Raw genomic sequence first — 23,700 nt, 5'->3', positions numbered from 1 at the left:
GAGCGGGAAGGCCCGGCCCGTCAGGCGTCGACGGCCTGGTAGAGCGTGGTCCAGAAGTCGTGGATGAGGCGGGCCGGGTTCGGGACGGTCATCCCGACCTGGGTGAGCACGAGACCGACGATGCCGTGCTCCGGGTCGGCGTAGGTGGAGGTGCCGCTGCCGCCGTCCCAGCCGAACTGGCCGATGGGGGCGTAGTCACCGCGGTAGGTCCGCACCGCCGAGCCGAGGCCCCAACCGCCGTGCTGCCCCTGGCCGTACGACAGGTGCACGTTGTCCTTGGCCAGCGCCTCGCGCAGGGCGGTCTGCTCCGGCGTGAGGCGGTTGGTGGTCATCAGCTCGACCACGGGGCGGGAGAGGATCCGCTCGCCGCCGTGCAGGCCACCGCGAAGCAGCATCCGGAAGTAGGCGTGGTAGTCGTCGACGGTGGAGACCAGGCCGCCGCCACCGCCGGGGAACGCCGGGGGCTTGCTCCAACGGCCGTCCGCCGCCTGGTCCCAGACGTGGAACTCCCCGGTCTGCGGGTCGGGGGCGTAGAGGTCGGGCAGTCGGTCGATCTTCTCGGCGGGCACGTGGAAGCCGGTGTCCGTCATCCCCAGCGGGCCGAAGACCCGCTCGCGGAGGAAGCTCTCGAACGACTGGCCGGTGACCCGGGCGACGAGCACTCCGACCAGGTCGCTGGCGATGTGGTACTGCCAGCGCTCACCGGGCTGGTGCATCAGCGGGAGCGTGCCGAGGCGGCGCAGCCACTCGTCCGGCTCGGGCATCGGCTGCGGCAGATCGGGCGTGAGGCCGTTCTCGATGATCGCGCCCATGATCGGGGTGCCGAGCGCCGTGATGTCCATGCCCAGGCCGAAGGTGGAGGTCAGTACGTCCCGGACGGTGATGGGCCGCCGGGCCGGAACGGTGTCGTCGAGCGGGCTGTCGATCCGCTTGAGGACGCGGCGGTCGGCGAGCTCCGGCAGCCAGGTCTGGACGAGGTCGTCCAGCCGGATCCGGCACTCGTCGAGCAGGACCGCGGCCGCGGCCATGGTGACCGGCTTGGAGGTCGAGGCCATCCGGAAGATCGTGTCCCGGCCCATCGGTGCGCCGCCGTCGTGGCGCATGGTGCCGATGGCCTCGACGTGCGTCTCGTCCCCCCGGCCGATCAGGGCGACGACTCCGGGGACCCGGCCCGACTCGACGTGCCTCGTCAGCACCTCGCGCACCTTGCGCAGACCCTCGTCGGTGAAGCCATTGCTGTTGCTGGTCATGGTGACGCTCCCACCCGATTGTGTTCGTGAACCTTCGAACACCCAGGAAGCTACATTGCGTTTATGGTTTCGTCAACGACTCAAGAGCCATGAAGCCCTTCATATACGGGAGAACTGGCACTTCGTTGCAATGAAGACGAAGTCGAAAGGCAATGCCCGCCCCGCACTCCGTTGCAATGGGGTCGATTCCGGTTCAGGCCCGGAACAACGCCGCCAGCTCCGTCCGCGAGGCGATCCCCAGCTTCGGATACGCCTTGTAGAGGTGGTGCCCGACGGTCCGCGGACTGAGGAAGAGCTGCGCGGCGATGTCCCGGTTGGTCAGCCCCCGGGCCGCCAGCCGGGCGATCTGCAACTCCTGCGGCGTGAGCGCCGCCAGCGCGCCCGCACCCTCGCCCTCGACGACGGCCGGGGCCGGAACGGCGGTACCGGTGGCGGTCAGTTCGGTGCGGGCACGGTCCGCCCAGGGCGCGGCGCCGAGCCGCTCGAAGGTCTCCAGGGCGGCGGCCAGGTGCGGGCGGGCGTCGGTCCGGCGGCGCTCCCGCCGCAGCCACTCGCCGTACAGCAGGGCGGTGCGGGCCCGCTCGAACGGGCGGTGGGCGCCCTCGTGCAGGTCGAGCGCCGCCCGGTAGGCGGATTCGGCGAGTTCGTCCGGCCCGAGCAGCGCCTGGCAGCGCAGTCGCAGGGCCTCCGCCCAGGGCGTGCCGGCCGCGCCCGCCCAGCGGGCGAAGCGCTCGTACGGCTCGGCCGCCCGCTCCGGTTCGCCCAGCCGGACGGCCGCCTCGACCAGGTCGGGGACCGCCCGGGTGGCCCCGACATGGTGACGGTACGGCCCGGTGGTCAGCGCGTGCAGCCGGTCGGCGGCGGCCGCCGCGCGACCCCGGCCGAGGTCCAGCAGGGCGAGCGCCCAGTGCGCCCACGGCTCCCCGGCGGCGGGCGCGGCCGAACCGGGGACCAGCGCCGCCGCGGCCAGCTCCGCGCACCGCTCGTCGGCCCCTTCGAAGGCCGCCGCACAGGCCAGCAGCGAGGCGAGTTGGCTGGTCCACTGGCTCTGCCCGGTGTCCCGGGCGAGCGCCAGGCCCTCCGACGCCGTCACCTCGGCGTCGCGGTGCCGGCCGTGGAAGAGTTCGGCCTCGGCGAGGAAGAACTGCAAGGTCGGCAGCACCCCGACCGTCCCCTTGGCCCGGGCCTCGGCCGTGAGTTCGGCCGCCAGCTCCAGCGTCTCGTGGTCCCGCCCGAGCACGAGGGCCGCGCCGCACAGCTGCACCAGGTCGACCGGGCTCTCCGCCCCGGCCCGCCGTGCCGCCGCCGCGGTGGCGCGGACGTCGGGCAGGGGGCCGGCGGGACGCCCCAGGGCGGGCAGCACGGCGGCCGGCAGGTGCCGCGCCAGCGGGGCGAGCGGTTCGTCGGCCCCCAGGGGCAGGGCCGCCAGCCGGTCGAGCACGGTGGCCACCGGCCCCTCGCCGACGTACCAGGCGGCGTGGAACGCCTGGAGCAGCATCCGGGCCGCGTGCGCGGGTTCGATGTCGGTCGCGGCGGCGTCCAGCAGCAGCCGGTACGCGGCCGGGTAGGCACCGCGCCAGAAGTGCGCGACGGCCCGGACCTGGTCGAGCAGCGCGTGCGCGAAGACGCTGTCGGTACGCGCCGCGGCCCGGTCCGCGAGCGCCTCGGCGAGGTCCAACTTCCCTTCCTCGGTGGCCGCTTCGGCGGCCAGGACGAGACGTCGGGTGGCGCCGTCGCGGTCGGGGGTGAGCCCGGCGGCGCGCTCGTACGCGGCGGCCGCGCCGCCGTGGGCACCCCGGGCCTCGGCCCGGGCGGCGGTCCGCTCCAGCGCGGCGGCGAGGCCGGCGTCGGGCGCGGTGGCGGCGAGCGCGAGGTGCCAGGTCCGCCGGTCACCCTCCTCCAGCACCCCGCCGAGCGCCCGATGGGCGGCCAACCGCTGCTGGAGCGGGGCCCGTTGGAGGATCGCGGCGCGCACCAGCGGGTGCCGGAAGGCGAACCGGCGGTCGGCGCCGACGGCGACCAGTCCGGCCCCTTCGGCGGGCGCCAGCGCCTCGGTGCCCGCACCGAGGGCCGCGGCGGCGGCCAGGACGACGTCCAGCTCGCCGCTCTCCTCGGCGGCGGCGACCAGCAGCAGGGTCTGGGTCGCGGGCGGCAGGCCGGTGACCTGGCCGTGGAAGGCGATCCGGAGCCGGCTGCTGAGGGCGAGCCCGCCGGACGCCAGTTCCGCCTCGGTCGAGGGGAGTTCGACGAGGGCCAGCGGATTTCCGGCGGCTTCGGCGAGCAGCCGGCGGCGGGCCGGACCGGTGAGGGCCGCACCGGTGCGGTCGTCGAGCAGACGGTCGGCGTCCGGTTCGTCCAGGCCGGCGAGGCGCAGCTCGGGCAGGCCGGCCAGCGGCCCGAGGTCCGTCCCGGCACCGCCGCCCGCCCCACCGACACTCACGCCGCCGATGTCCGCCCCGGCGCCGACATCCACACCGGCCCCCGCGTCCCGGGCGGCGAGCAGCAGGGCGACGCCCTCGGCCTGGAGCCGACGCGCCGCGATCAACAGCGCGTCCAGCGATGAGCGATCCAGCCACTGCACATCGTCGACCACGCACAACAAGGGTTGTTCGGAGGCGAGTTCGGCGAGCAGCCCGAGCGTCGCCAGCCCGGCGAGCAGCCGGTCGGCGCCTCCGGTGGCCTCGCCGAGCCCGAACGCGCCCTCCAGTGAACGCCGTTGCGGTCCGGGCAGGGCGTGCAACCGGTCCAGTCCGGACGCCAGCAGCAGGCTCAGCCCGGCGAAGGGGAGCTCGGCCTCGTACTCGACACCGGTCGCCCGCACCACCCGGAACCCGTCACCGGCCGCCGCGACCGCGTACTCCAGCACCGCCGTCTTGCCGATCCCCGGCTCGCCGCGCAGCAGCAGGACGCCGCTGCGCCCGCCGCGCGCCCCGTCGAGCAGCGCGTCGACGGCCGCCCGCTCCCGTTCCCGCCCGTACAGCACTCCGGACTCCCTCCCCCGATTCCCCGCAACCCCGCTGGTCCGACCCTACTGGCGCCCACCTCGGTACCCCCTACCTATCCGTGACGGATTCGCCCGCCGCCCGGCGTCCGTAAGTTTTCGACCAGCGGGGAACAGCCCGCCAACCACCGCACCGGACAAGGGAGAAGACCATGACCGCCGACCTGACCACCGACCTCGGACAGCTCGCCGCCCGCTACCTCGCCGCGTGGAACGAGACCGACCCGGCCGCCCGCCGGAAGCTGATCGACGAGGCGTGGGCCGAGGACGGCCGCTACACCGACCCGCTGGCCGCCGTCACCGGGCGCGAGGGCGTCGACGCGCTGATCGGCGCGGCGCAGGGACAGTTCCCCGGCCTGGTGTTCACCCTCGGCCCGGTCGACGCCCACCACGACATCGCCCGTTTCACGTGGAACCTCGGCCCGGCCGGGGAGGAGCCGCTGGTCATCGGCTTCGACGTGCTGGTCGCCGACGCGGAGGGCCGGATCGCCTCGGTGTACGGCTTCCTCGACCGCGTCCCCGGCGCCTGAACCGTCCGGCGTCGGCCGCTGTCCTCCACTGTCCTCCGGCGTTCGGCGGACGCCGGAGAACGCCGGAGGACGGAAGCACCACCGGGGCGGGCGGCACCGACGCCCGCCCCGGCCGGTCCCGGTCCCCTCACCGGTCCCGCCGCCTGATCCCGGGCCCCACCCCGCACACGCCACCGCGCCCCCTTGGAGCAGACCTTGTCCAGCACCCTGACCGCCCGCCCCGCCCGGACCACCGCCTCGACCACCACCCCGACCGGTGCCCCGACCGCCCCCGCCCCGCGCGGTCTGCTGCCGATCCTGCTGACCGCGACCTTCATGACCGCCCTCGACGTCTTCGTCGTCAACGTCGCCATCCCCTCCCTCCAGACCGACCTGAGAGCCGGCCCCGCCGCCGTCCAATGGGTGGTGGCCGGCTTCGGCCTCGCCCTCGCCGTCGGGCTGATCACCGCCGGCCGCCTCGGCGACCGGTACGGCCGCCGCCGGATGTTCGGCCTCGGCCTGGCCCTGTTCACCCTGGCCTCGGCCGCCTGCGGACTGGCCCCGACGGCGGGCGCGCTGGTCGGTGCCCGGGTCGCCCAGGGCCTGGCCGCGGCGCTGATGGGCCCGCAGGTGCTGGCGATCCTGCGGACCGCGTACAGCGGCGCGGCGCAGGCCCGGGCGTTCGCGATGTACGGGCTGACGATGGGGCTCGGCGCGGTGTTCGGCCAGCTGATCGGCGGAGTGCTGATCCGCGCCGACCTGTTCGGCCTGGACTGGCGCAGCTGCTTCCTGCTCAATCTGCCGGTCGGCCTGGCCGCTCTGGCCCTGGTGCGGCGCTGCCTGCCCGAGTCGCGCGCCCCGCACCGGCCGGGCCTCGACCCGGTGGGCGTCGTGCTGGTCTCCCTCGCTCTGACCGGGCTGGTGCTGCCGCTGATCCAGGGCCGCGAGAGCGGCTGGCCGCTGTGGACCGGCCTCTGCCTGGGCGGCACGTCGGCGCTGCTCGCGCTCCTCGTCGTCCACCAGCACCGGCGTGGACGGGCGGGCGGCTCGCCGCTGATCGACACCAGGCTGTTCCGGGACCGCGGGTTCACCGTCGGCCTGCTCGCCCAGCTGGTCTTCTGGCTCGGCCAGGCACCGTTCTTCCTGGTGCTCGCCCTCTACCTGCAGCCGGGCCTCGGCCTGGACGCGCTCGGGGCGGGCCTGGTCTTCACCGCGATCGGGCTCGGCTACCTGCTGACCTCCACCACCGCGCACCGGGTGGCCGCCCGGCTCGGCCGGCAGACGATCGCGCTGGGCGGGGTGCTGATGGCCACCGGCCTGGGCCTGCTCGGGGCGGCCGTGCACCTGGCGGGCTCCGCCGGAGGCGTCTGGTGGCTGGCACCGGGCCTGTTCGTGGACGGTCTCGGGATGGGTCTGGTGATCGCTCCGGTGACCTCGCTGGTGCTGGCCGGCGTCGAACCCCGGCTGGCCGGTTCGGCCGCGGGTCTGGTGGCCACGGTCCAGCAGGTCGCGGGAGCGCTCGGGGTCGCGCTGATCGGCATCCTCTACTACGGCGCCGCGGACCCGGCCGCGGCCTTCGGGCACAGCCTGGGGGCGCTGGCCGTCCTGGAGGTGCTGCTGGCGGGCCTGGTCCAGCTGCTGCCCCGCCGGACGGGGTGAGCGCATCGACCGAGCGCATCGGCGGAGCGGACCGGGCGGCGGACCGGGGAGCACGAACGAACGGGGGTGGGGAGGGCCGTACCGGTCCTCCCCACCCCCGTTTCCCCGTCCCGTTCCGTTTCCTCGCCCCGATCTGGTTGGGTGGGTGGATGAGCGAGGAGAAGAGCGCGGTACCGGCGTGGGAGCAGCGGTTCAGGGCGGCACGGGTCTCCCTGCCGGACTGGGCCGAGGACGCCCCCGACCGGGCGCTGTACGTGTCCAACTCCAGCGGCACCTACGAGGTCTACGCCTGGGACCGCGCCACCGACACCCACCGGCGGGCCACCGACCGGCCGAACGGCACCACCGACGCCGAGCTGTCCCCGGACGGCGAGTGGATCTGGTGGTTCGACGACAGCGACGGCGACGAGTACGGCGTCTGGCGCCGCCAGCCGTTCGCCGGCCGGCCCGAGGGCGCCACCGGTCCGGACGAGGAGGCCGTCCCCGGTCTGGCCCCGTCCTACGACGCGGGTCTGGCGCTGGGACGGGACGGCACCGTGGTGGTCGGCCGGTCCACCGACGAGGACGGCACCACCCTGCACCTGCGCCGCCCGGGCGCGGCCGAGGCCGTCGAGATCTACCGGCACGCGGAGTACGGCGGGGTCGGCGACCTGAGCCACGACGGCACCCTGCTGGCCATCGACCACACCGAGCACGGTGACGCCATGCACGGCGCGATCCGGGTCGTCCGCCTCTCCGGCAAGGGCGAGAGCGAGGGCGAGGAAGCGGCCCGGGGTGACGGCGCGGACGACCCCACCACCGTTCCCACCGTCGCCGAGCTGGACGAGGTCACCGGCCACGAGCACCCGCGCGGGGTCGCCTGCCTGGGCTTCGCCCCCGTCGACGGCGACACCCGGCTGCTGGTCGCCCATCAGCGCACCGGCCGCTGGGAGCCGATGATCTGGGACGTCGCGACCGGCACCGAGACCGCCCTGGCGCTCCGCGACGAGCAGGGCCGCGAACTGCCCGGCGACCTCTCCGCCCAGTGGCGTCCCGGTGCCCGCGCGCTGCTGATCGAGCACGAGTACGAGGCGCGCAGCGAGCTGTTCTCCTACTCCCTGGACGACGGCGTGCTCACCCGCCTGGACACCCCGCGCGGCACGGTCGGCGGCGCCACCCCGCGCCCCGACGGCACGGTGGAGTTCCTGTGGTCCTCCGCCGCGGACCCGTCCGCCGTGCGGTCGACCGCCGGCACGGTGGTGCTGCGCGCGCCCGGCGCCGTCCCGCCCGGTTCGGTGCCGGTCGAGGACGTCTGGGTGGACGGCCCGGGCGGCCGGGTGCACGCGCTGGTCCAGCGGCCGGCCGGGGCGGGCGAGGGCCCGTTCCCGACCGTGTTCGAGATCCACGGCGGCCCGACCCACCACGACAGCGACTCCTTCGCCGCCGGGCCGGCCGCCTGGCTGGACCACGGCTTCGCGGTGGTCCGGGTCAACTACCGCGGCTCGACCGGCTACGGCCAGGCGTGGACGGACGCGCTGCGCGAGCGGGTCGGCCTGATCGAGCTGGAGGACATCGCGGCCGTGCGCGGCTGGGCGGTGGAGAGCGGACTGGCCGACCCGGACCGGCTGGTGCTGGCCGGCGGTTCCTGGGGCGGCTACCTCACGCTGCTCGGGCTCGGCGTGCAGCCCGAGCTGTGGAGCCTCGGCGTCGCCGCCGTTCCGGTCGCGGACTACCTGACCGCGTACGACGACGAGATGGAGGCGCTGAAGGCGATCGACCGCACGCTCTTCGGCGGCACGCCCGAGGAGGTGCCCGAGCGCTGGACCGCCTCCTCCCCGCTGACCTACCTCGACCGGGTCGCGGTGCCGGTCTACATCAGTGCCGGGGTCAACGACCCGCGCTGCCCGATCAAGCAGATCGACAACTACGTCGAGGGGCTGGAGCGGCTCGGCAAGCCGCACGAGGTGTACCGGTACGACGCCGGGCACGGCTCGCTGGTCGTGGACGAGCGGATCAAGCAGTTGCGGTTGGAGATCGACTTCGTCCGTCGGCACCTCGGCGGCCTCCCGGTCGGCGAGAATCGGGCGGACAGCGAGAAGTAGCGAACGGGGGACACGGGTGAGACGCCTGCTGACGATCCTGGGGGCGGGGGTGGCCGGAGCACTGGTGCTCACCGGCTGCTCGGGGCAGGACGGCGGTGGCGGCGGGAGCGCGGCCTGCCCGCCGCCGGTCTCGCCGTCGACATCGTCCTCCTCCTCGCCCTCCTCCCCCGCCTCGTCCGCGCCGGCCGTCGGCGCCACGCCGACGGCCGGCGGCACGGTGGTGAAGGCGGCCTTCCGCACGGCGGTGGCCGGGGGCGGGCCGGAGGGCGGTGCGGTGCTGCTCGCCAAGTCGGGCTCGAAGGGGTCCAAGGGGTCGAAGAGCTCCAAGAGCGGCCGCACGACGCGTCACCACACCGACCGGTACGACTCGGACGACGACTCCAACGGCAGCGGCAACGGCAACGGTCGCCGGTGCGACAACCCGCCGCCCACCACCTCACCGTCGCCGACCGTCCCACCGTCGCCGACGCCGTCGGGCGCCGCACCGTCGGTGCTTCCGACCAAGCCGGTGCCCCCGTCCAAGCCGGCGGCTCCGGCCGTGCCGCCCGCGAAGCCGACCCGCTGACGCGACGACGGCGGCGCCCCTCGCGCGGGGCGCCGCCGTCGGCCGGTCAGTCCAGGACCGGGTCCAGTCCGAGGGCCCGGTCCTGCTCGGCCTCCGCCTCGCGGCGCAGCAGCCGGAACCACATGAACACCACGAAACCGCCGAAGACGAACCACTCCAGCGTGTAGCCGAGGTTCTGGAACGCCCGCAGGGAGAGGCCGTCGCCGCCCTGCGGCTGGACGGTCGGCACCGGGGTCAGCCCGTCGGGCGCGACGTCGGCGGACACCCAGCCGTCGTACCAACCGTCGAGGGCGAGCTTGTTGACGAGGGCGGCGCGGTTGATGGTGCCGAGCTGACCGTCCGGGAGGCCGCCGGCCACGGCGCCGTTGCTGCCGCTGGTCTCGCCGGCCTGGAGCCGTCCGCCGACGGTCACCTCACCGGTGGGCGCGTCCGCCGGCGCCCCGGGCGCGGTCGCCCCGGCCGGCGGCGCCCCGGGTGCCCAGCCTCGGACGACCGCGACCGTCCGGCCGTCGGCGGTGCGCAGCGGGGTCAGCACGTAGTAACCCTGCCGGCCGTCCAGCACCCGGTTGGGGACCAGCAGCTGGTGCTCGGGGTCGAAGGTGCCGGTGACCGTCACGGCGCGGCCGACGGTGTCGGTGGTGACCTGCGGCCGGTCGGCGGCGAGCAGTTCGCCGAGCGGACGGGGCGCGCCGGCGTCGCTCACGGCCCGGCTGATCTCCTCGTGCGAGGAGACCCGGTCCTCGAACCGGCCGAGCTGCCAGGAACCGAGCCAGACGCACACCGCCACGGCCGCCACGGCCAGCGCGGTGCCGCTCAGCCAGCGCGGGGTGAGGAGAAACCGGTACACACCCCCCACGGTAACCACTCCTCACACTCCGCCCGTCCCCCGGCCCCCATCTCGGCCTGAAAGTCGGCCCCGCCGACTTCTCCCGCCCGGCCCGAGGCGGGCGGGTGAAGCGGGCGGCCGTGGCGGGCGGGTGCGCGACGGGCGGGTGTCAGCGGGCGCGCCGACGAGGACGTCACCCGCCGCCCGTCACCCCGCCGACGGCGAGGCGTCGGGCGTCGGGGCCTGGGCGTCCGGGGCCACCGCCCGCGGCGCGGTGCGGTAGACCGTGCCCGCGCAGGCGTCGGCCAGGACGACGCGGGCGGCGGCCGGATTGCCCGGAGCCGGCGTGTACGCCAGGGTGACGCTCGCCGAAGCCTTGCCCGGCCCGGGCGCCGGGCTCGCGGACGGGCTCGGGGTCCCGGTGCTCCCCCCGGTCGTCGAGCCGCTCGGCTGCGGTGCCGTGCTCGGCGCCCCGGTGGGACCGGCCGGCGGAGCCGCCTCGGTCGCCAGGCCCGCCCCGGCGGGGCCGCCCGTCGACATCCCCGGCCCGCCGCCCGGCCGGGCACCGGTCGCCGCGATGCCGACGGGACCCGTGCCGGTGCCGCCCGAGCTCGCCCCCGCGCCGGGCCCGGAACCCGAACCGAAGCCCGAACCGGAACCCGCGCCCGAACCTGAGGCGGTCGGACCGCTCCCGCCATTGGCGCCGCCCGCCCCCGGCAGTGCGCCGCCCCCGCCCGTTCCCGGGCCGCCGGTCGCACCGCCCTCGCCCGTCGCGGACCCGGTGGCGCCGCCGCCGGTCGCTCCGCCCCCGCCCGCCGTACCGCCGCCGGTCGAGCCCGCTCCCCCGGACCCGGCGGAGGCGCTCGGCGAGGTCGTCCCGCCCGGGACGGGGCATCCCGCCGGGTCCGGGATCCACGCGATGTCGACCCGGTAGGCGGCGCGAGGCGCGAGGACGAGGCCGTTGCTCCCGGCATCGCTCCCCGCGGCCGGGCCGGCCGAGGGCCCGGGTACGGGCAGACCGGTCGCCGGGTCGCCGGCGGTGTGGAAGGCGATCCGGATCCTCCCGGCGTCCGCGCCCGTGGTGCCGGCGGCGCCGGCGGGTCCCGTCCGGCCCGTGACCGTGACCGATCCGGGCCCGCCGAGCCGGCAGCTGCGGCCGGAGACGTTGGTCATCGTGAAGGAGCCGTAGACGCGGCCGTTCGCGTCCGGGGCACCGATCTGCGCGGTGCCCTGTCCGAGGTCGGCCCGCGTGCACAGGGCCAGCACCGGGCTGTCGGCCTCGCCGCCGGTGGTGCCGGGGCTCGGGGCGAAGGTACCGGACGCCTGGCCGGTACCGCTTGCGCCGGCGCTCGGCTCGCTGCCGACGCTGCCGGACGGGCTGCCGGGGGCGGTCGGTGTCCCGCTGTCGGGAACCGGCGGCCGGTGGGCCGTGCCGACTCCCCCGCCGGGGAGGGTGCCCGCGACGCTCGGGGAGGAACTGCCGCTCCCGGCGCCGGACGCGCCCGGGCCGCCGGACAGGCCGAGGTGGTCCGTGGTGTGCAGGGCGGGCAGGAGGAAGGAGGCGACCACCGCCACGGCGGCGGCGCCGGTCCAGGCCCCGCGCCGGGCTGCCCTCCGCCGGGGCACCGCCCGCCGGATGCGCTGCAGCCCGCCGGGTTCCGGCTGGACCTCGGCGACGGCCCGCAGCATCAACTCCCGTACCAGCAGCTCCTCGTGGCCGGCCGACGCCGGAGCGTCCGCCCGGCCGCCCCCGGCCGCCGTGCCACCGCCGCCCACACCGCCACCGTCACCGAACCTGCCGCCGTCGGCCGCCCTGCCACCGCCACTGGCCCGATCGCCGTCACCGGTCCGATCGCCGTCATCCATCCGACCGCCCTCAGCCATGCCCGGCCTCCATCTGGACCCTCAGCGCGGCGAGCCCCCGTGAGCCGTACGCCTTCACCGAACCGAGCGAGATGCCGAGGGTCTCGGCGACCTGCGCCTCCGTCATGTCCACGAAGTAGCGCAGCACCAGCACCTCCCGCTGACGGCGTTGCAGACCCCGTAGCGCGACCTTCAACTGGTCCCGCTCCAGCGCATCGTAGGCGCCTTCTTCTGCACTGGCCATGTCAGGCATCGGCTTCGGCAGCAGCCGTAACCCGAGGATCCTGCGCCGCAGCGTCGACCGGGACAGGTTGACCACGGTCTGCCGCAGATAGGCGAGGGTCTTCTCCGGCTCCCGCACCCGCCGCCTGGCCGCGTGCACCCGGATGAACGCCTCCTGGACCACGTCCTCACAGCTCGACAGATCGTCGAGGAGCAGCGCCGCCAGCCGCAGCAAGGAGCGGTAGTGCGCCTGATAGGTCTCGGTGAGCAGGTCCTCGCTGGCACCGGCAGCGGTACCGGCGCCAGGACCCGCGGCACCGGGTGCAACTGCCGTCATCTGGCTTTCTTCCGGCCTATCCGCAGGCCACTGGACACGCGACGGGAACGTCACCGCGGCTGCCGCCGAGATACCCGCTCCTGCCCCCACCATCACGTTCGCCACGCCCGTTGGACACTCGATCCCCTGTCATGGTTGCCCGGCCCGCGGCACATTCTCGCGCATGGGCCGAACGCCCCTCCAGGGAATTCGGCGAGGATTCGTCAAGCAGTCCGCGAACAAACCGCGCAGACTCCGGGTGGACGGGCGGACTCAGGCCGCGCCGACACCGTCCGTACCCGTCCCGGCACCCTCGGCGCCGACCCCCGCAGCATCGGCACCCGCTCCGGCACCACCGGAACCATCGGAACCACCGGCACCGGCCGCGCCGGCGGCGACACCGCGGGCGTCATCGGCATCGGTCACCGCGGCCCGCTCGGCGATCTCCCGCGCCACCAGCTCAGCGATCTGAAGGGCGTTCAGCGCCGCGCCCCGGCGCAGGTTGTCGCCGCAGAGGAAGAGGTCCAGCGCGTTCGGGTCGTCCAGGGCGCGCCGCAGCCGGCCGGCCCAGACCGGGTCCGTCCCCACCGCGTCGTTCGGCGTCGGGAACTCGCCCGCCGCCGGGTCGTCGTACAGCAGCACCCCGGGGGCGTCGCGGAGGATCTCGTGGGCGTGCTCCTGGGTGACCTCGCGCTCGAACACCGCGTGCACGGCGAGCGCGTGGGTGCGCACCACCGGGATCCGCACACAGGTCGCCGAGACCTTGAGGCCGGGCAGGCCGAGGATCTTGCGGGACTCGTCGCGCACGGTGCGCTCCTCCGACGACCAGCCGCCGTCGGTCAGCACACCGGCCCAGGGCACCGCGTTGAGCGCGAGCGGAGCGGCGAACGGTCCGTGGTCGGCGATCACCGCCCGCAGGTCGCCGGTCTGTTCGCCGACCTCGGTGCCGGCCACCTGGGCGAGCTGCGCGCGCAGGGCGTCCGTGCCGTCCCGGCCGAGCCCGGAGGCGGCCTGGTAGGAGGCGACCACCAGCGATTCCAGGGCGTACTCGGCGTGCAGGGCGCCGATCGCCGCGATCATGGTCAGCGTGGTGGAGTCCGGGCTCGCCACGATCCCGCGCGAGCGCATCCGGACGGCGGCCGCGTTGACCTCGGGCACCACCAGCGGAACGGCGTCGTCCAGCCGGAACGCGCCGGAGTTGTCGACCACCACGACGCCCTTGGCGGCCGCGATCGGCGCCCAGCGGGCGGCGATCTCCTCGGGGACGTCGAACAGCGCGACGTCCACCCCCTCGAAGAGCTCCTCCGACAGCGGGAGCACCTCGACGGACTCCCCGCGCACGAACGCCTTGCGGCCGGCCGAGCGCGGGGAGGCGGCGAGACGGATCTCGCCCCAGATGTCCTGACGGAGGGAGAGCAGGCCGAGGAGCACCTCGCCGACCGCGCCGGTGGCGCCGACGACGGCGAGGTTCGGCCGCCGGGTCATCGCCCGGTGCCCCCGTAGACCACGGCCTCGTCCGTCTCACTGTCCAGCCCGAAGGCGGAGTGGACGGCCTGCACGGCCGCGTTGACGTCGTCGGCGCGGGTGACCACCGAGATCCGGATCTCCGAGGTGGAGATCAGCTCGATGTTGACGCCGGCCGCGGAGAGCGCCTCGAAGAAGGTCGCCGTGACGCCCGGGTTGGAGCGCATGCCCGCGCCGACCAGCGAGATCTTGCCGATCGCGTCGTCGTAGCGGAGCGACTCGTAGCCGATGCCCTCCCGGACCCGGTCGAGCGCGTCGATGGCCTTCTGGCCCTCGGCCTTCGGCAGGGTGAAGGAGATGTCGGTCAGACCGGTCGACGCCGCCGAGACGTTCTGCACGACCATGTCGATGTTGACCTCGGCGTCGGCGATGGCGCGGAAGATGCGCGCCGCCTCGCCCGGCTTGTCCGGGACGCCGACGACCGTGACCTTGGCCTCGGACGTGTCGTGGGCGACTCCGGAGATGATGGCCTGCTCCATCTCGCCCCCTTCGGGCTGGTGCGGGTTGTCGTTGCTGACGATCGTCCCGGGAAGACCCGAGAACGACGAGCGTACGTGAATCGGGATGTTGTAGCGGCGCGCGTACTCCACACAGCGGTCGAGCAGCACCTTGGAACCGGACGAGGCCAGCTCCAGCATGTCCTCGTAGGCGAGCCAGTCGATCTTGCGGGCCTTCTTCACCACGCGCGGGTCGGCGGTGAACACGCCGTCCACGTCGGTGTAGATCTCGCAGACCTCCGCCTTGAGGGCGGCGGCGAGGGCGACGGCGGTGGTGTCCGAGCCGCCCCGGCCGAGCGTGGTGATGTCCTTGCTCGACTGCGAGACGCCCTGGAAGCCGGCCACGATCGCGATGTTGCCCTCGTCCAGGGCGGTGCGGATGCGGCCCGGCGTCACATCGATGATGCGCGCCTTGTTGTGGACGGAGTCGGTGATGACGCCGGCCTGGCTCCCTGTGAACGACTGCGCCTCGTGGCCCAGGGATTTGATCGCCATGGCCAGCAGCGCCATGGAGATGCGCTCTCCAGCGGTCAGCAGCATGTCGAACTCGCGGCCGGCGGGGAGAGGTGACACCTGCTCCGCGAGTTCGATGAGCTCGTCCGTCGTGTCGCCCATCGCGGACACCACGACGACGACCTCATGGCCGGCCTTCTTGGCGTCAACGATTCGACGGGCCACGCGCTTGATGCCCTCGGCATCCGCAACGGATGAGCCGCCGTACTTCTGCACGACAAGGCCCACGTGCGCTCCTCGACTTGTGTCGTTTCCGGGGGCGCTCGGCCCCCGCACCCCCGGGTGGCGGGGGCTGTGCGGTCGGCGCCAGTCTACCGAGCGGGGGTGCCCCGACCTCCGCTTTCCATATGATGAGACACACGTTTCGGCAGGTGAGCGGGGGTGTGGATACCGCCACCGGCAGGTCTGCGGGCAGGCGTGCGCCGTTCCGAAGAATCGACGGGGGGAGGGACGGCCGCCCCGGGGTTTTCCGTCCGGCGGCCAGGAGTGAGGTTTCCGTCACACTCCCGCCGCCCGGGGCCCCGGGCGGCCCGCGTCCCCGTGCTTCCCGCCCGGGCGCCGGCCCCTAGAGACCCCGGCCGAGCTCGGCCGCCATCAGGTCACCGGCCTGCTGCTCCAGCTGCTCGTCGGTGAGCCCGTCGTTGTCCGTGTCCGCCCCGTCCGGCGCCGCCCCGATCGGGCTGTCCAGCCGGACGTGCGCGATCAGCGACTGCAGCGCCCGCAGGACGGCCGTGCAGGTCGTGCCCCAGTTGGACAGGTACGAGAACTGCCACCACCAGAGCGCCTCGCTGACCCGGCCCTCGCGGTAGTGGGTGAGCCCGTGCTGCAGCTCGCTCACCACCCCGGCCAGGTCGTCCGAGATCCGGAACGCGCTCGGCTTCTCCGGCGGCCCGTACGGGTCGAAGACCTCGTGGTAGACGTCGATCGGCGCGAGCAGCACGGCCAGCCGCTCCCGCAGCTGCTCGCCGTCCGGCTCCGGACCGGTGTCGGGCTCGAAGCGGTCCTCGGGGACGACGTCCTCGATGGCGCCCAGCCGGCCGCCGGCCAGCAGCAGCTGCGAGACCTCCAGCAGGAGGAGGGAGACGGCGCTGCCGGGCTCGTCGCCCTTGGCGACCTCGGTCACCGAGAGCACGAAGCTCTCCACCGAGTCCGCGATCTGCACCGCGAAGTCGTCCGGCTCGGAGCCGTGCGCGTGCGTGTGCGGAGGGCGCGGCACCTGCGCGGTGTCCCGTTCCTCCTCCGGCCCGGCCTGATGGGGCGCGTGGGGCTGCTGGTTGATCGTCCGGTCAGACATCGAGCAGTCGTCTCCCTTCGAAGGCGCGACCGAGTGTGACCTCGTCCGCGTACTCCAGATCCCCGCCGACGGGCAGGCCGCTCGCCAGGCGGGTCACCTTCAGGCCCATCGGCTTGCAGAGCCGGGCCAGATAGGTGGCGGTCGCCTCCCCCTCCAGATTGGGGTCGGTGGCCAGGATCAGCTCGGTGACAGTGCCGTCCGCGAGCCGCGACAGCAGTTCGCGGATCCGCAGATCGTCCGGTCCGACGCCCTCGATCGGGCTGATCGCGCCGCCCAGCACGTGGTAGCGGCCGCGGAACTCCCGGGTGCGCTCGATGGCGACGACGTCCTTGGGCTCCTCGACCACGCAGATGACCGTGAGGTCGCGGCGCGGGTCCAGACAGACCCGGCACCGCTCGGCCTCCGCGACATTGCCGCAGACGGCGCAGAACCGCACCTTGTCCTTGACCTCCAGCAGCGCGTGCGCCAGCCGGCGGACGTCGACCGGGTCGGCCTGAAGGACGTGGAAGGCGATCCGCTGCGCGCTCTTGGGCCCGACGCCGGGCAGCCTGCCCAGTTCGTCGATCAGGTCCTGAACCACGCCCTCGTACAACGTCGCGCCTTCCCTCGGGTTGGACCGGTGGCACCCGCGCGGGGTGCTCCGGTGCCATCATCCAACGAATCGGGCGCCGGGCGCACCGCCCGACGCCCGACTCCCGCATTAATCACACAGGTCCGTTGTCCGAACTCCGGACCCGGCCGTCCGCCCCGTACGCTCCGGTGCCCCGGGCCGTACCCAGTGTCACGGTTCCGTTCACCCTCAGAACGGCAGGCCCGGGATCCCGCCGCCGAGGCCCTGGGTCAGCGGACCCATCCGCTCGGCCTGCATCTTCTGCGCGGCCTGGTTGGCGTCCCGGACGGCCGCCAGGACGAGGTCCGCCAGCGTCTCGGTGTCCTCCGGGTCGACGGCGGCCGGCGCGATGGTCAGCGCCACCAGCTCGCCGGACCCCGTCACCGTCGCCTCGACCAGGCCACCGCCCGCCGAACCGCTCACCTTGGCCTCGGCCAGCTCCTGCTGCGCCTGGGCGAGGTCCTGCTGCATCTTCTGCGCCTGCTTGAGCAGCGCCTGCATGTTGGGCTGGCCACCACCGGGAAACACGGCTCACTCCTTGCGTTCGGTCCGCTCCTACAACGTCCTCGACGAGCCTACGTGCTGCTCAGTTGCCACCGTGCCGGATCTCCTCCAGCACCGTGGCGCCCAGCTCGCGGATGATCAGCTCCTGCCCGGAGAAGACGTCCTCGTTCAGATCGGGGTCGTCCTCCTCCGGTACGTCGTCCTCCGGGGCCACCGCCTGCGACGGGTACGCCGGGGGCGGCGGGGTCGGCGCCTGGACGGGCGGCGGCACCGGCGCGACCGGGGCCGGGATCGGCGCGGCGGCCGGACGGGGTGCCGGAGCGGGCGCGGCCGCGGGAACCGGCGCGACCGGTGCTGGCTGGGGCGCGGGCGCCGCCGGACGCGCCGGGGCGGCACCCCAGCCGCCCGCGGCGCCACTGCCGCTCGGGGCAACGGCACCACCGGAGCCGCCACCGGGGCCCGCCGTGCCGCCGGACGGGTCGACGATGCACTCGATCCGCCAGTCCACGCCGAGCGCGTCCGCCAGCGCGGCCCGCAGCACGTCGTCGCTGTTACTGCTCACGAAGCTGTCGCGGGCACCCGCGTTGATGAACGAGACCTGGAGCACGCTGCCGTCGAATCCGGCCACCTGGCCGTTCTGGCTGAGCAGGATCCAGGTGAACCGGCGCCGGTTCTTCACCGCCTCCAGGATCTGCGGCCACAGCTGCCGGACCTGGCCCGCGCCCTGCTGCGCCGCCGCCGACGGCTGCCCGCCGGACACCGGGGCGGGCGCGGGCGCGACGGGGGCCGGTGCCGGTGCCGGGGTGGCGGCCGGAGCGGGCTGGGCGGGGGCCGGCGCGGCCACGGGGGCCTGGGTCTCCGCCGCGGGCGCCTCCCCGGCGGGCGGGAAACTCCGCTTGATCGGCCACGCCCCGGGCGCCGGGGCGGCCGGCTGCGCGGGGGCGGGCGCCGCCTGCACGGACGGCTGCGGCGCGACCTGCGGCACCTCGGGCACCACCGGCGGCGCCTGCACCGGCTGCACCACCGGCTGCACCGTCATCGGTGCGGCCGCGGCCGCACCTCCGAGACCGCCGACACCGCCGACACCTCCGAGAGCGCCGAGAGCGCCGGAACCCCCGCCGCCGGCGAAACCGCCACTCGCGGCACGCCGCTCCAGCTTGTCCAGCCGCGCCTGCAACGACAGCTCGTCGCTGTACGCGCCCGGCAGCATCACCCGGGCGCAGATCAGCTCCAGCTGGAGCCGGGGCGCCGCGTTGCCGCGCATCTCCGTCAGCCCGGTGTTGACGAGGTCCGCCGCCCGGCTCAGCTCCGCCGCCCCGAACGCGTCCGCCTGCGCCTGCATCACGGCGATCCGGTCGGCCGGGGCGTCGATCAGCCCCTTCTCCCCCGCGTCCGGCACCGTGGCGAGGATCACCAGGTCACGCAGCCGCTCCAGCAGGTCCGCGACGAACCGGCGCGGGTCGTGACCGCCCTCGACCACCCGGTCGACCACCTGGAACACCGTCGCCCCGTCGTGCGCGGCGAACGCGTCCACCACCTCGTCCAGCAGCGCCGAGTCCGTGTACCCGAGCAGCGAGGTGGCCATCCCGTACGTCACACCGCCCTCGGCGGCGCCGGCCAGCAGCTGGTCCATCACGGACATCGAGTCACGGACCGAACCGGCGCCCGCCCGCACCACCAGCGGGAACACGGAGTCCTCGACCTGGATCCCCTCCCGGCCGCACACCTGCGCCAGGTAGTCCCGCAGCGTGCCGGGCGGCACCAGCCGGAACGGGTAGTGGTGGGTCCGGGACCGGATCGTCCCGATCACCTTCTCCGGCTCGGTGGTGGCGAAGATGAACTTCAGGTGCTCCGGCGGCTCCTCCACCACCTTCAGCAGCGCGTTGAAGCCGGCCGAGGTCACCATGTGCGCCTCGTCCAGGATGAAGATCTTGTACCGGCTGTGCACCGGCGCGAAGAACGCCCGCTCGCGGAGGTCCCGGGCGTCGTCCACACCACCGTGCGAGGCCGCGTCGATCTCGATCACGTCGATCGACCCGGGCCCGCCCGTGGCGAGGTCCGTGCAGGACTGGCACTCACCGCACGGCGTCGGCGTCGGCCCCTGCTCGCAGTTCAGACAGCGGGCCAGGATGCGCGCGCTCGTCGTCTTGCCGCAGCCGCGCGGGCCACTGAACAAGTACGCGTGATTGACCCTGTTGTTGCGCAGGGCCTGCTGGAGCGGAGCGGTCACGTGCTCTTGCCCGATGACCTCCGCGAAGGTCTCGGGGCGGTAGCGGCGGTACAGGGCTAGGGACACACCCCCGACGATATCGGGACGGACCGACAAACGCGTCGCCCCTCGACACCCCGTGCCCCACCGGCCCCCGGAAACGCGAAGACCCCTCGTGCACCCGCCAGAGCCCTCCTACCCTTGCTGCCTTCCGGCCCTGGGGGAGTTCAGAGAGTTAGCGCCACACGAGGGGCTGGCCCCAACACTACCGGATCCCGGCCCCTCCCCTCCACCACCACCCCGCCCCACCATCCCCAGGCCACCCCCACCCCCTACCTGCGAGATACGTGGTCGCGAGCACCCCAAAACATGTACTAAGCTCTCCCACGGAGGATTCGCCTAGTGGCCTAGGGCGCACGCTTGGAAAGCGTGTTGGGGGCAACCCCTCACGAGTTCGAATCTCGTATCCTCCGCCTCTGCCAGCCATGGCAGCACGAAGGCCCCGACCGGGAAACCGGCCGGGGCCTTCGGCGTTGCATGGTTGCAGTTTTGGTTTGCAGTTGCAGAGATCCACCGGATGGGGCGGCGACACGCCCGCATCCGACTGACAGCCTCTCTGGCCGAGCCATCGCATTCGCTCCCACCGGGCACCGCTCCTCCGGCAGGAGGCAATCCATGGCCGTGTCCGGCCGCTGGCACCAGGCATGCAGCCACGCCCAGCAGGCCGTCCAGCAGACCGCCTACGACCAGGCCGCAGCCCTAGCCCACCGCCAACCGAAGCCGGAGATCACCAACACCCTCGCCGGCGACATCCGCTCAGCCGTCCCCGACCACGCCCAGCGCATCCTCGCCGACCCGGCAGTTTCCGTCATCGGTCGACGGCGGGTCGGGCAGCCCTCCACGGGCGAACTCAGTTACACCAGGGATCACCATGTGCGGCACGGAAAACTCGGTCAGCACGACGTCACCTCTCCCCTGGCACATCTCCGCCAGGTCGGCCGCCGGGTGACTGAGCGCTCTCCGCACCATCGGACACGACCGTCCCAACGGCCTGCAGTCCGTCGACCGGTGTCCACTCGTGCTCCAGGATCGAATAGGTGATCGAGTCCCGCCACGCGCCCTGGACGAAGACGTGGTCGCGGATGCGGCCGTCCTCGGTCATACCCGCGCGCAGGAGCGTTCGCGCAGAAGGCTCGTTGAGCGGTGAGCGTGCGGCCCAAATGCGGTGCAGACCCAGAAACTTGAAGCCGAGCGCGCACAGGAGGTCGACCATCTCGACGCCGAGCCCCTTGCCCCACTCCGCTTGGTGGAGAGCGAAGCCGATGGTGGCGGCCTGCTGGGGTTCGGCGGCCAGGCGCGCGTACCCGATCAGCCGGTGCTCGCCAAGGTGGGTCACGGCGAGAGCGAACTCGGTCCTCGGGTTGTCCTGCGCGGAGTTCATCGAGCGGTCGACAATCGCCTGGACCTGGTCTCGCGTGCGGGGTTCGAAGCTGAGGTGCCGCGTGGCCTCGGGGTCGCCGTAGATGGCCAGGAGGGCGTCGGTGTCCTCGTGTTCGATCTCGCGCAGTGCCAGGCGGGGGCCGGCCAGGTGGACTGGGGTCATGGCCGCGGAGCCTACCTGCGCGGTCACCGGATGAGGACCGAGGTCGGGGTGGCGGTGAACGCCTCGATCTCCTCACGCAGATCGGCCACCGCCCCGACGACTCGTCGGCCGCCGGACGGCAGGGCCGCGTAGACGCGCTGGGCACTGCTGATGATGCCGAAATTCCGCTGCTCGATAGGCAGGTCGAGCACGGGCCGGACGGCCTCGGCTGCGCCGTCGATCTCTCCTCGGGCGAGGCGGGCGAGCGCGAGGTCGGTCTGGGCGCCGGCCTCGTCGCCGAAGGCCCACTCGTCCTCGGTCGCGGTGCGGTAGGCGGCGACGGCGGCCTCCGCCTGGCGCTCGCCGAGCGCGGGATCCTCGCCGAGGTGCACGGTGGCCTCGGCGACGTAGTAGAGCTGTCGGGGCACGGGGAAGGTCATGATGCCGCCGAAGCCGTCCAGGTCGTCGGGCTGGGCCACGGCACGGGCGTCCTCGGAACGCTGGATGGCAGCGCGGGTCGCCTCGCCGTCACCGAGCAGGGCGTGGGCGCGAGCGGAGAGACAGGCGAGCCAGACGCTCGTGGTGCCTCGGACAGTGCCGGCGGCGACCTGCCCGAGGTCGGCGTAGTCGGCGGCCTCGGCCGGGCGGCCCGCCCAGTAGGAGATGAGCGACTGCAGCGACCGGACCCAGGCGCGCATGGCGTGGTGGTCGGCGTTGTCCGCGCAGACGAAAGCGGTGCGGGCCTGCATCATGGCGGCGCTCGGGTTGCCCAGGTCGTGGCTGGCCTTGGCGAGCATGCCGCAGGTGATGCCGGCGAGCAGGTAGAGCTCGCGGGCTTGCAGGGGCTTGACGCGGCCGTGTTCCAGGAGCCGGAAGGTCAGATCCTGGACCTCGACGAGGTCGCCGAGCAGGGTCGGCAGGGCGAGTTTGGGATACGCGACGGTGAGTCGCCGTACCTCGTCCTGAATCTGGCCCAGGGTCTCCGGGCCGATACTGCTTCCTTCCGCCATCGCGGTGAAGCGAAGCGCACGACGAGCCGCCATCGCGACCTGCCTTTCCAATTCCGTGGTGCCCGCGTCGAGGCGGGCCTCGCTGCTGAACAGGCCACCAGCAGGCAGTACCTGTGCCTGCTCGGATGGGAGGAGGACAGGGACCGGCTGTGGCGGCGGGACGACGAGCGGGGACACCCCGCGGACATCGGGCCGCGGGCGTGCGGGTCCGAGTAGTTGGTCGACGCTGATGCCGCCGAACATGGCTTCCAGGACCCGGCACTGGTCCGGATAGGGCCGGGTCTTCACGGCGCCGCCGTACCAGCGCTCGAACTGCCGCTTGGAGACCGACAGCCCTGCCAGGCGCGGGTCGGTCTCGGCCTTGGCGAGGCGGGCTGCGGCGCCTTCGAACCGAATCTTGAAGGTCTCGTAGACCTGCCAGTGCCGCCTCAGCGTCAAGACCCGTAAGAGCGTGGGAGTTTCAGCCACCGCAGATCCTCTCCGGTCCCCGTTCGTCTGATTCGACGATAGCCACGAGCGTTCGGCAGGAAACCCCTTCGGCGGCCTTGCGGCCCAGATGACGGCAGCCATGACGGCAGTCATGACGCACGACGCCATCGACCACGCCTCAGCGCCGGAGATGACGGCGTATTCGTGACGGCGGCCACGTCGTATCGGTGCCACCGCCTCCGAGGCCATGCTGAGCGGCACTTCGCTTTCCGTGAATCTCCGACAGCGAAGCGTGAGATCGGCAGCTGCGAACGGTAGCGCCGTCCGAACCGCCCCATCCAGCACTACGTGCACACCGGCTCGCCGCTCGGGGGCCGGCAACGGGAGGGAACCGATGGACAGCACCTTGACCACTCTGGCCGGGCAGATCGCCCAGCTGGACTCCGTGGACTCCGCCCAGTTGGAGCGGATGCGCCACGAGGCCCTGACCGCCAAGGCGCCGTGGAAGGCAGAGTACGGCGCCTACCAGTCCGGCGGCTGGTGGACCACCTCGCTCATGAACGCCTCCGGCGACGCCGCCGACGTGACGATCGGCGACTGCGCCGCCCGCCCGACCGGCCTGCTGGGGAAGATGCCGGCCACCGCCGCATTCCTGGCCGAGCTCGGCCTGGACTTCATGTGGGTGCGGCTCGCCCGGCTGGAGGGCAACGCCTTCCTCTGGGAACACCGCGACTACGACGAACTCGACCAGGTCGAGCGGCACCGGCTGCACATCCCGCTGCACACCAACAGCTCCGCCTTCCTGGTCACCGGCGGCACCAAGGTGCACATGGCGGGCGGCCGGATCTGGCGACTCACCCCGACCTACGCGCACGGGGTGTGCAACCTGCTCGGCCCGGACCGGATCCACCTGATCGCCGACGTGTACGCCGACGACACCTACCGGCGCCTCGCCCGCCGCCCCACGCTCCACCCGACGGTCGCAAAGCCGCTGCCCGCCGCCGACCAGACGGTCCTGGCCGAACGGCTGGAGACCGCCCGCAACATGGCCACCCTGGGCTACACCGAGGCGGCCGAGCGGATGCTGCTGCGGCTCTTCTACACCTACGACCTGCCGGAAGGAACGGCCTACGACTTGATCGCCGAACTGCACACCTCGCTCGGCGACATGGAGGCCGCGACGCGCTGGACGGCGGCCAAGCGCCGCCTCCTCGCCCTCACGCTCTGACTGCCTCA

Annotated in this window: 19 protein-coding genes, 1 tRNA gene and 1 other RNA gene; 6 read left to right on the top strand and 15 right to left on the bottom strand. The window is 73.8% G+C overall.

The window, feature by feature from the left end; genetic code table 11:
• Positions 1-20: 20 nt before the first annotated feature.
• Both ACIQ9P_RS11965 and ACIQ9P_RS11960 read right to left on the bottom strand, forming a co-directional pair.
• A complete protein-coding gene (locus ACIQ9P_RS11965; protein WP_402353648.1) occupies positions 21-1,250 on the bottom strand; it encodes a serine hydrolase domain-containing protein in 1,230 nt (409 codons plus the stop codon).
• 193 nt (positions 1,251-1,443) lie between these two features.
• Positions 1,444-4,233 (bottom strand): AAA family ATPase, encoded by a 2,790-nt coding sequence (locus ACIQ9P_RS11960; RefSeq protein WP_402353645.1) that lies wholly within the window; start codon positions 4,231-4,233, stop codon positions 1,444-1,446.
• 170 nt (positions 4,234-4,403) lie between these two features.
• On the opposite strand from ACIQ9P_RS11960, the gene ACIQ9P_RS11955 reads away from it, so the two are divergent.
• The 4 genes from ACIQ9P_RS11955 to ACIQ9P_RS11940 all read left to right on the top strand — a co-directional run bounded on the left by ACIQ9P_RS11955 (position 4,404) and on the right by ACIQ9P_RS11940 (position 9,065).
• Entirely contained in the window at positions 4,404-4,781 is a 378-nt protein-coding gene (locus tag ACIQ9P_RS11955; protein WP_402353642.1) for a nuclear transport factor 2 family protein, read from the top strand.
• 195 nt (positions 4,782-4,976) lie between these two features.
• Positions 4,977-6,419: an MFS transporter gene (locus ACIQ9P_RS11950; RefSeq protein ID WP_402353639.1), complete on the top strand. Its 1,443-nt coding sequence runs from the start codon at positions 4,977-4,979 to the stop codon at positions 6,417-6,419.
• Positions 6,420-6,568: 149 nt separating this feature from the next.
• Entirely contained in the window at positions 6,569-8,500 is a 1,932-nt protein-coding gene (locus ACIQ9P_RS11945) for a S9 family peptidase (RefSeq protein ID WP_402353636.1), read from the top strand.
• A 16-nt stretch (positions 8,501-8,516) separates the two neighbouring features.
• Positions 8,517-9,065: a hypothetical protein gene (locus ACIQ9P_RS11940; RefSeq protein ID WP_402353633.1), complete on the top strand. Its 549-nt coding sequence runs from the start codon at positions 8,517-8,519 to the stop codon at positions 9,063-9,065.
• 46 nt (positions 9,066-9,111) lie between these two features.
• On the opposite strand, the gene ACIQ9P_RS11935 is transcribed toward ACIQ9P_RS11940, so the two are convergent.
• The 10 genes from ACIQ9P_RS11935 to ffs form a co-directional block, all read right to left on the bottom strand.
• Positions 9,112-9,912 carry an SURF1 family protein gene (locus ACIQ9P_RS11935; RefSeq protein WP_402353630.1) on the bottom strand — a complete coding sequence of 267 codons (801 nt, stop codon included), beginning with the start codon at positions 9,910-9,912 and terminating at the stop codon, positions 9,112-9,114.
• 186 nt (positions 9,913-10,098) lie between these two features.
• On the bottom strand, positions 10,099-11,775 hold the full coding sequence (locus tag ACIQ9P_RS11930; protein WP_402353627.1) for a hypothetical protein: 1,677 nt from the start codon (positions 11,773-11,775) through the stop codon (positions 10,099-10,101).
• Positions 11,768-12,313, bottom strand: a complete 546-nt coding sequence (locus tag ACIQ9P_RS11925) for a SigE family RNA polymerase sigma factor (RefSeq protein WP_266271797.1) — start codon at positions 12,311-12,313, stop codon at positions 11,768-11,770. The genes ACIQ9P_RS11930 and ACIQ9P_RS11925 overlap by 8 nt, the downstream gene beginning before the upstream one ends.
• A gap of 252 nt (positions 12,314-12,565) precedes the next feature.
• Entirely contained in the window at positions 12,566-13,777 is a 1,212-nt protein-coding gene (locus ACIQ9P_RS11920) for an aspartate-semialdehyde dehydrogenase (protein WP_402353623.1), read from the bottom strand.
• Positions 13,774-15,054 (bottom strand): aspartate kinase, encoded by a 1,281-nt coding sequence (locus ACIQ9P_RS11915; RefSeq protein WP_402353619.1) that lies wholly within the window; start codon positions 15,052-15,054, stop codon positions 13,774-13,776. Before ACIQ9P_RS11915 ends, ACIQ9P_RS11920 begins: the two co-directional genes overlap by 4 nt.
• 337 nt (positions 15,055-15,391) lie before the next feature.
• Positions 15,392-16,120: a DUF5063 domain-containing protein gene (locus ACIQ9P_RS11910; RefSeq protein ID WP_402353616.1), complete on the bottom strand. Its 729-nt coding sequence runs from the start codon at positions 16,118-16,120 to the stop codon at positions 15,392-15,394.
• Positions 16,113-16,712 carry a recombination mediator RecR gene (gene recR / locus ACIQ9P_RS11905; RefSeq protein ID WP_402353612.1) on the bottom strand — a complete coding sequence of 200 codons (600 nt, stop codon included), beginning with the start codon at positions 16,710-16,712 and terminating at the stop codon, positions 16,113-16,115. Before recR ends, ACIQ9P_RS11910 begins: the two co-directional genes overlap by 8 nt.
• 207 nt (positions 16,713-16,919) lie before the next feature.
• The gene (locus tag ACIQ9P_RS11900; protein ID WP_078879765.1) at positions 16,920-17,258 is read right to left on the bottom strand and encodes a YbaB/EbfC family nucleoid-associated protein; all 339 of its coding nucleotides are present in this window, start codon (positions 17,256-17,258) and stop codon (positions 16,920-16,922) included.
• A 58-nt stretch (positions 17,259-17,316) separates the two neighbouring features.
• Entirely contained in the window at positions 17,317-19,530 is a 2,214-nt protein-coding gene (locus tag ACIQ9P_RS11895; RefSeq protein ID WP_402353608.1) for a DNA polymerase III subunit gamma and tau, read from the bottom strand.
• Between the two features lie 77 nt (positions 19,531-19,607).
• Positions 19,608-19,698, bottom strand: an RNA gene (ffs, locus tag ACIQ9P_RS11890) — signal recognition particle sRNA small type.
• A 133-nt stretch (positions 19,699-19,831) separates the two neighbouring features.
• Here ffs and ACIQ9P_RS11885 point away from each other — a divergent pair.
• A tRNA-Ser gene (locus ACIQ9P_RS11885) sits at positions 19,832-19,916 on the top strand.
• 343 nt (positions 19,917-20,259) lie between these two features.
• On the opposite strand, the gene ACIQ9P_RS11880 is transcribed toward ACIQ9P_RS11885, so the two are convergent.
• The 3 genes from ACIQ9P_RS11880 to ACIQ9P_RS11870 are packed head-to-tail and all read right to left on the bottom strand — an operon-like array spanning position 20,260 to position 22,473.
• On the bottom strand, positions 20,260-20,403 hold the full coding sequence (locus ACIQ9P_RS11880; RefSeq protein ID WP_402353606.1) for a hypothetical protein: 144 nt from the start codon (positions 20,401-20,403) through the stop codon (positions 20,260-20,262).
• A gap of 4 nt (positions 20,404-20,407) precedes the next feature.
• Positions 20,408-21,046: a GNAT family N-acetyltransferase gene (locus ACIQ9P_RS11875; RefSeq protein WP_402353603.1), complete on the bottom strand. Its 639-nt coding sequence runs from the start codon at positions 21,044-21,046 to the stop codon at positions 20,408-20,410.
• A 23-nt stretch (positions 21,047-21,069) separates the two neighbouring features.
• Complete coding sequence (locus tag ACIQ9P_RS11870) at positions 21,070-22,473, bottom strand: hypothetical protein (protein WP_402353601.1); 1,404 nt, start codon at positions 22,471-22,473, stop codon at positions 21,070-21,072.
• A 385-nt stretch (positions 22,474-22,858) separates the two neighbouring features.
• Between ACIQ9P_RS11870 and ACIQ9P_RS11865 the strand changes: the two genes are divergently transcribed.
• Entirely contained in the window at positions 22,859-23,692 is an 834-nt protein-coding gene (locus tag ACIQ9P_RS11865; RefSeq protein ID WP_402353598.1) for an aspartyl/asparaginyl beta-hydroxylase domain-containing protein, read from the top strand.
• Positions 23,693-23,700 lie beyond the last annotated feature (8 nt).

The sequence above is a fragment of the Kitasatospora sp. NPDC094019 genome (assembly GCF_044764505.1).
Taxonomy (GTDB): Bacteria; Actinomycetota; Actinomycetes; order Streptomycetales; family Streptomycetaceae; genus Kitasatospora.
Note: the sequence above shows the minus strand (reverse complement) of the source record. Positions and strands in the feature narration are given on the sequence as shown.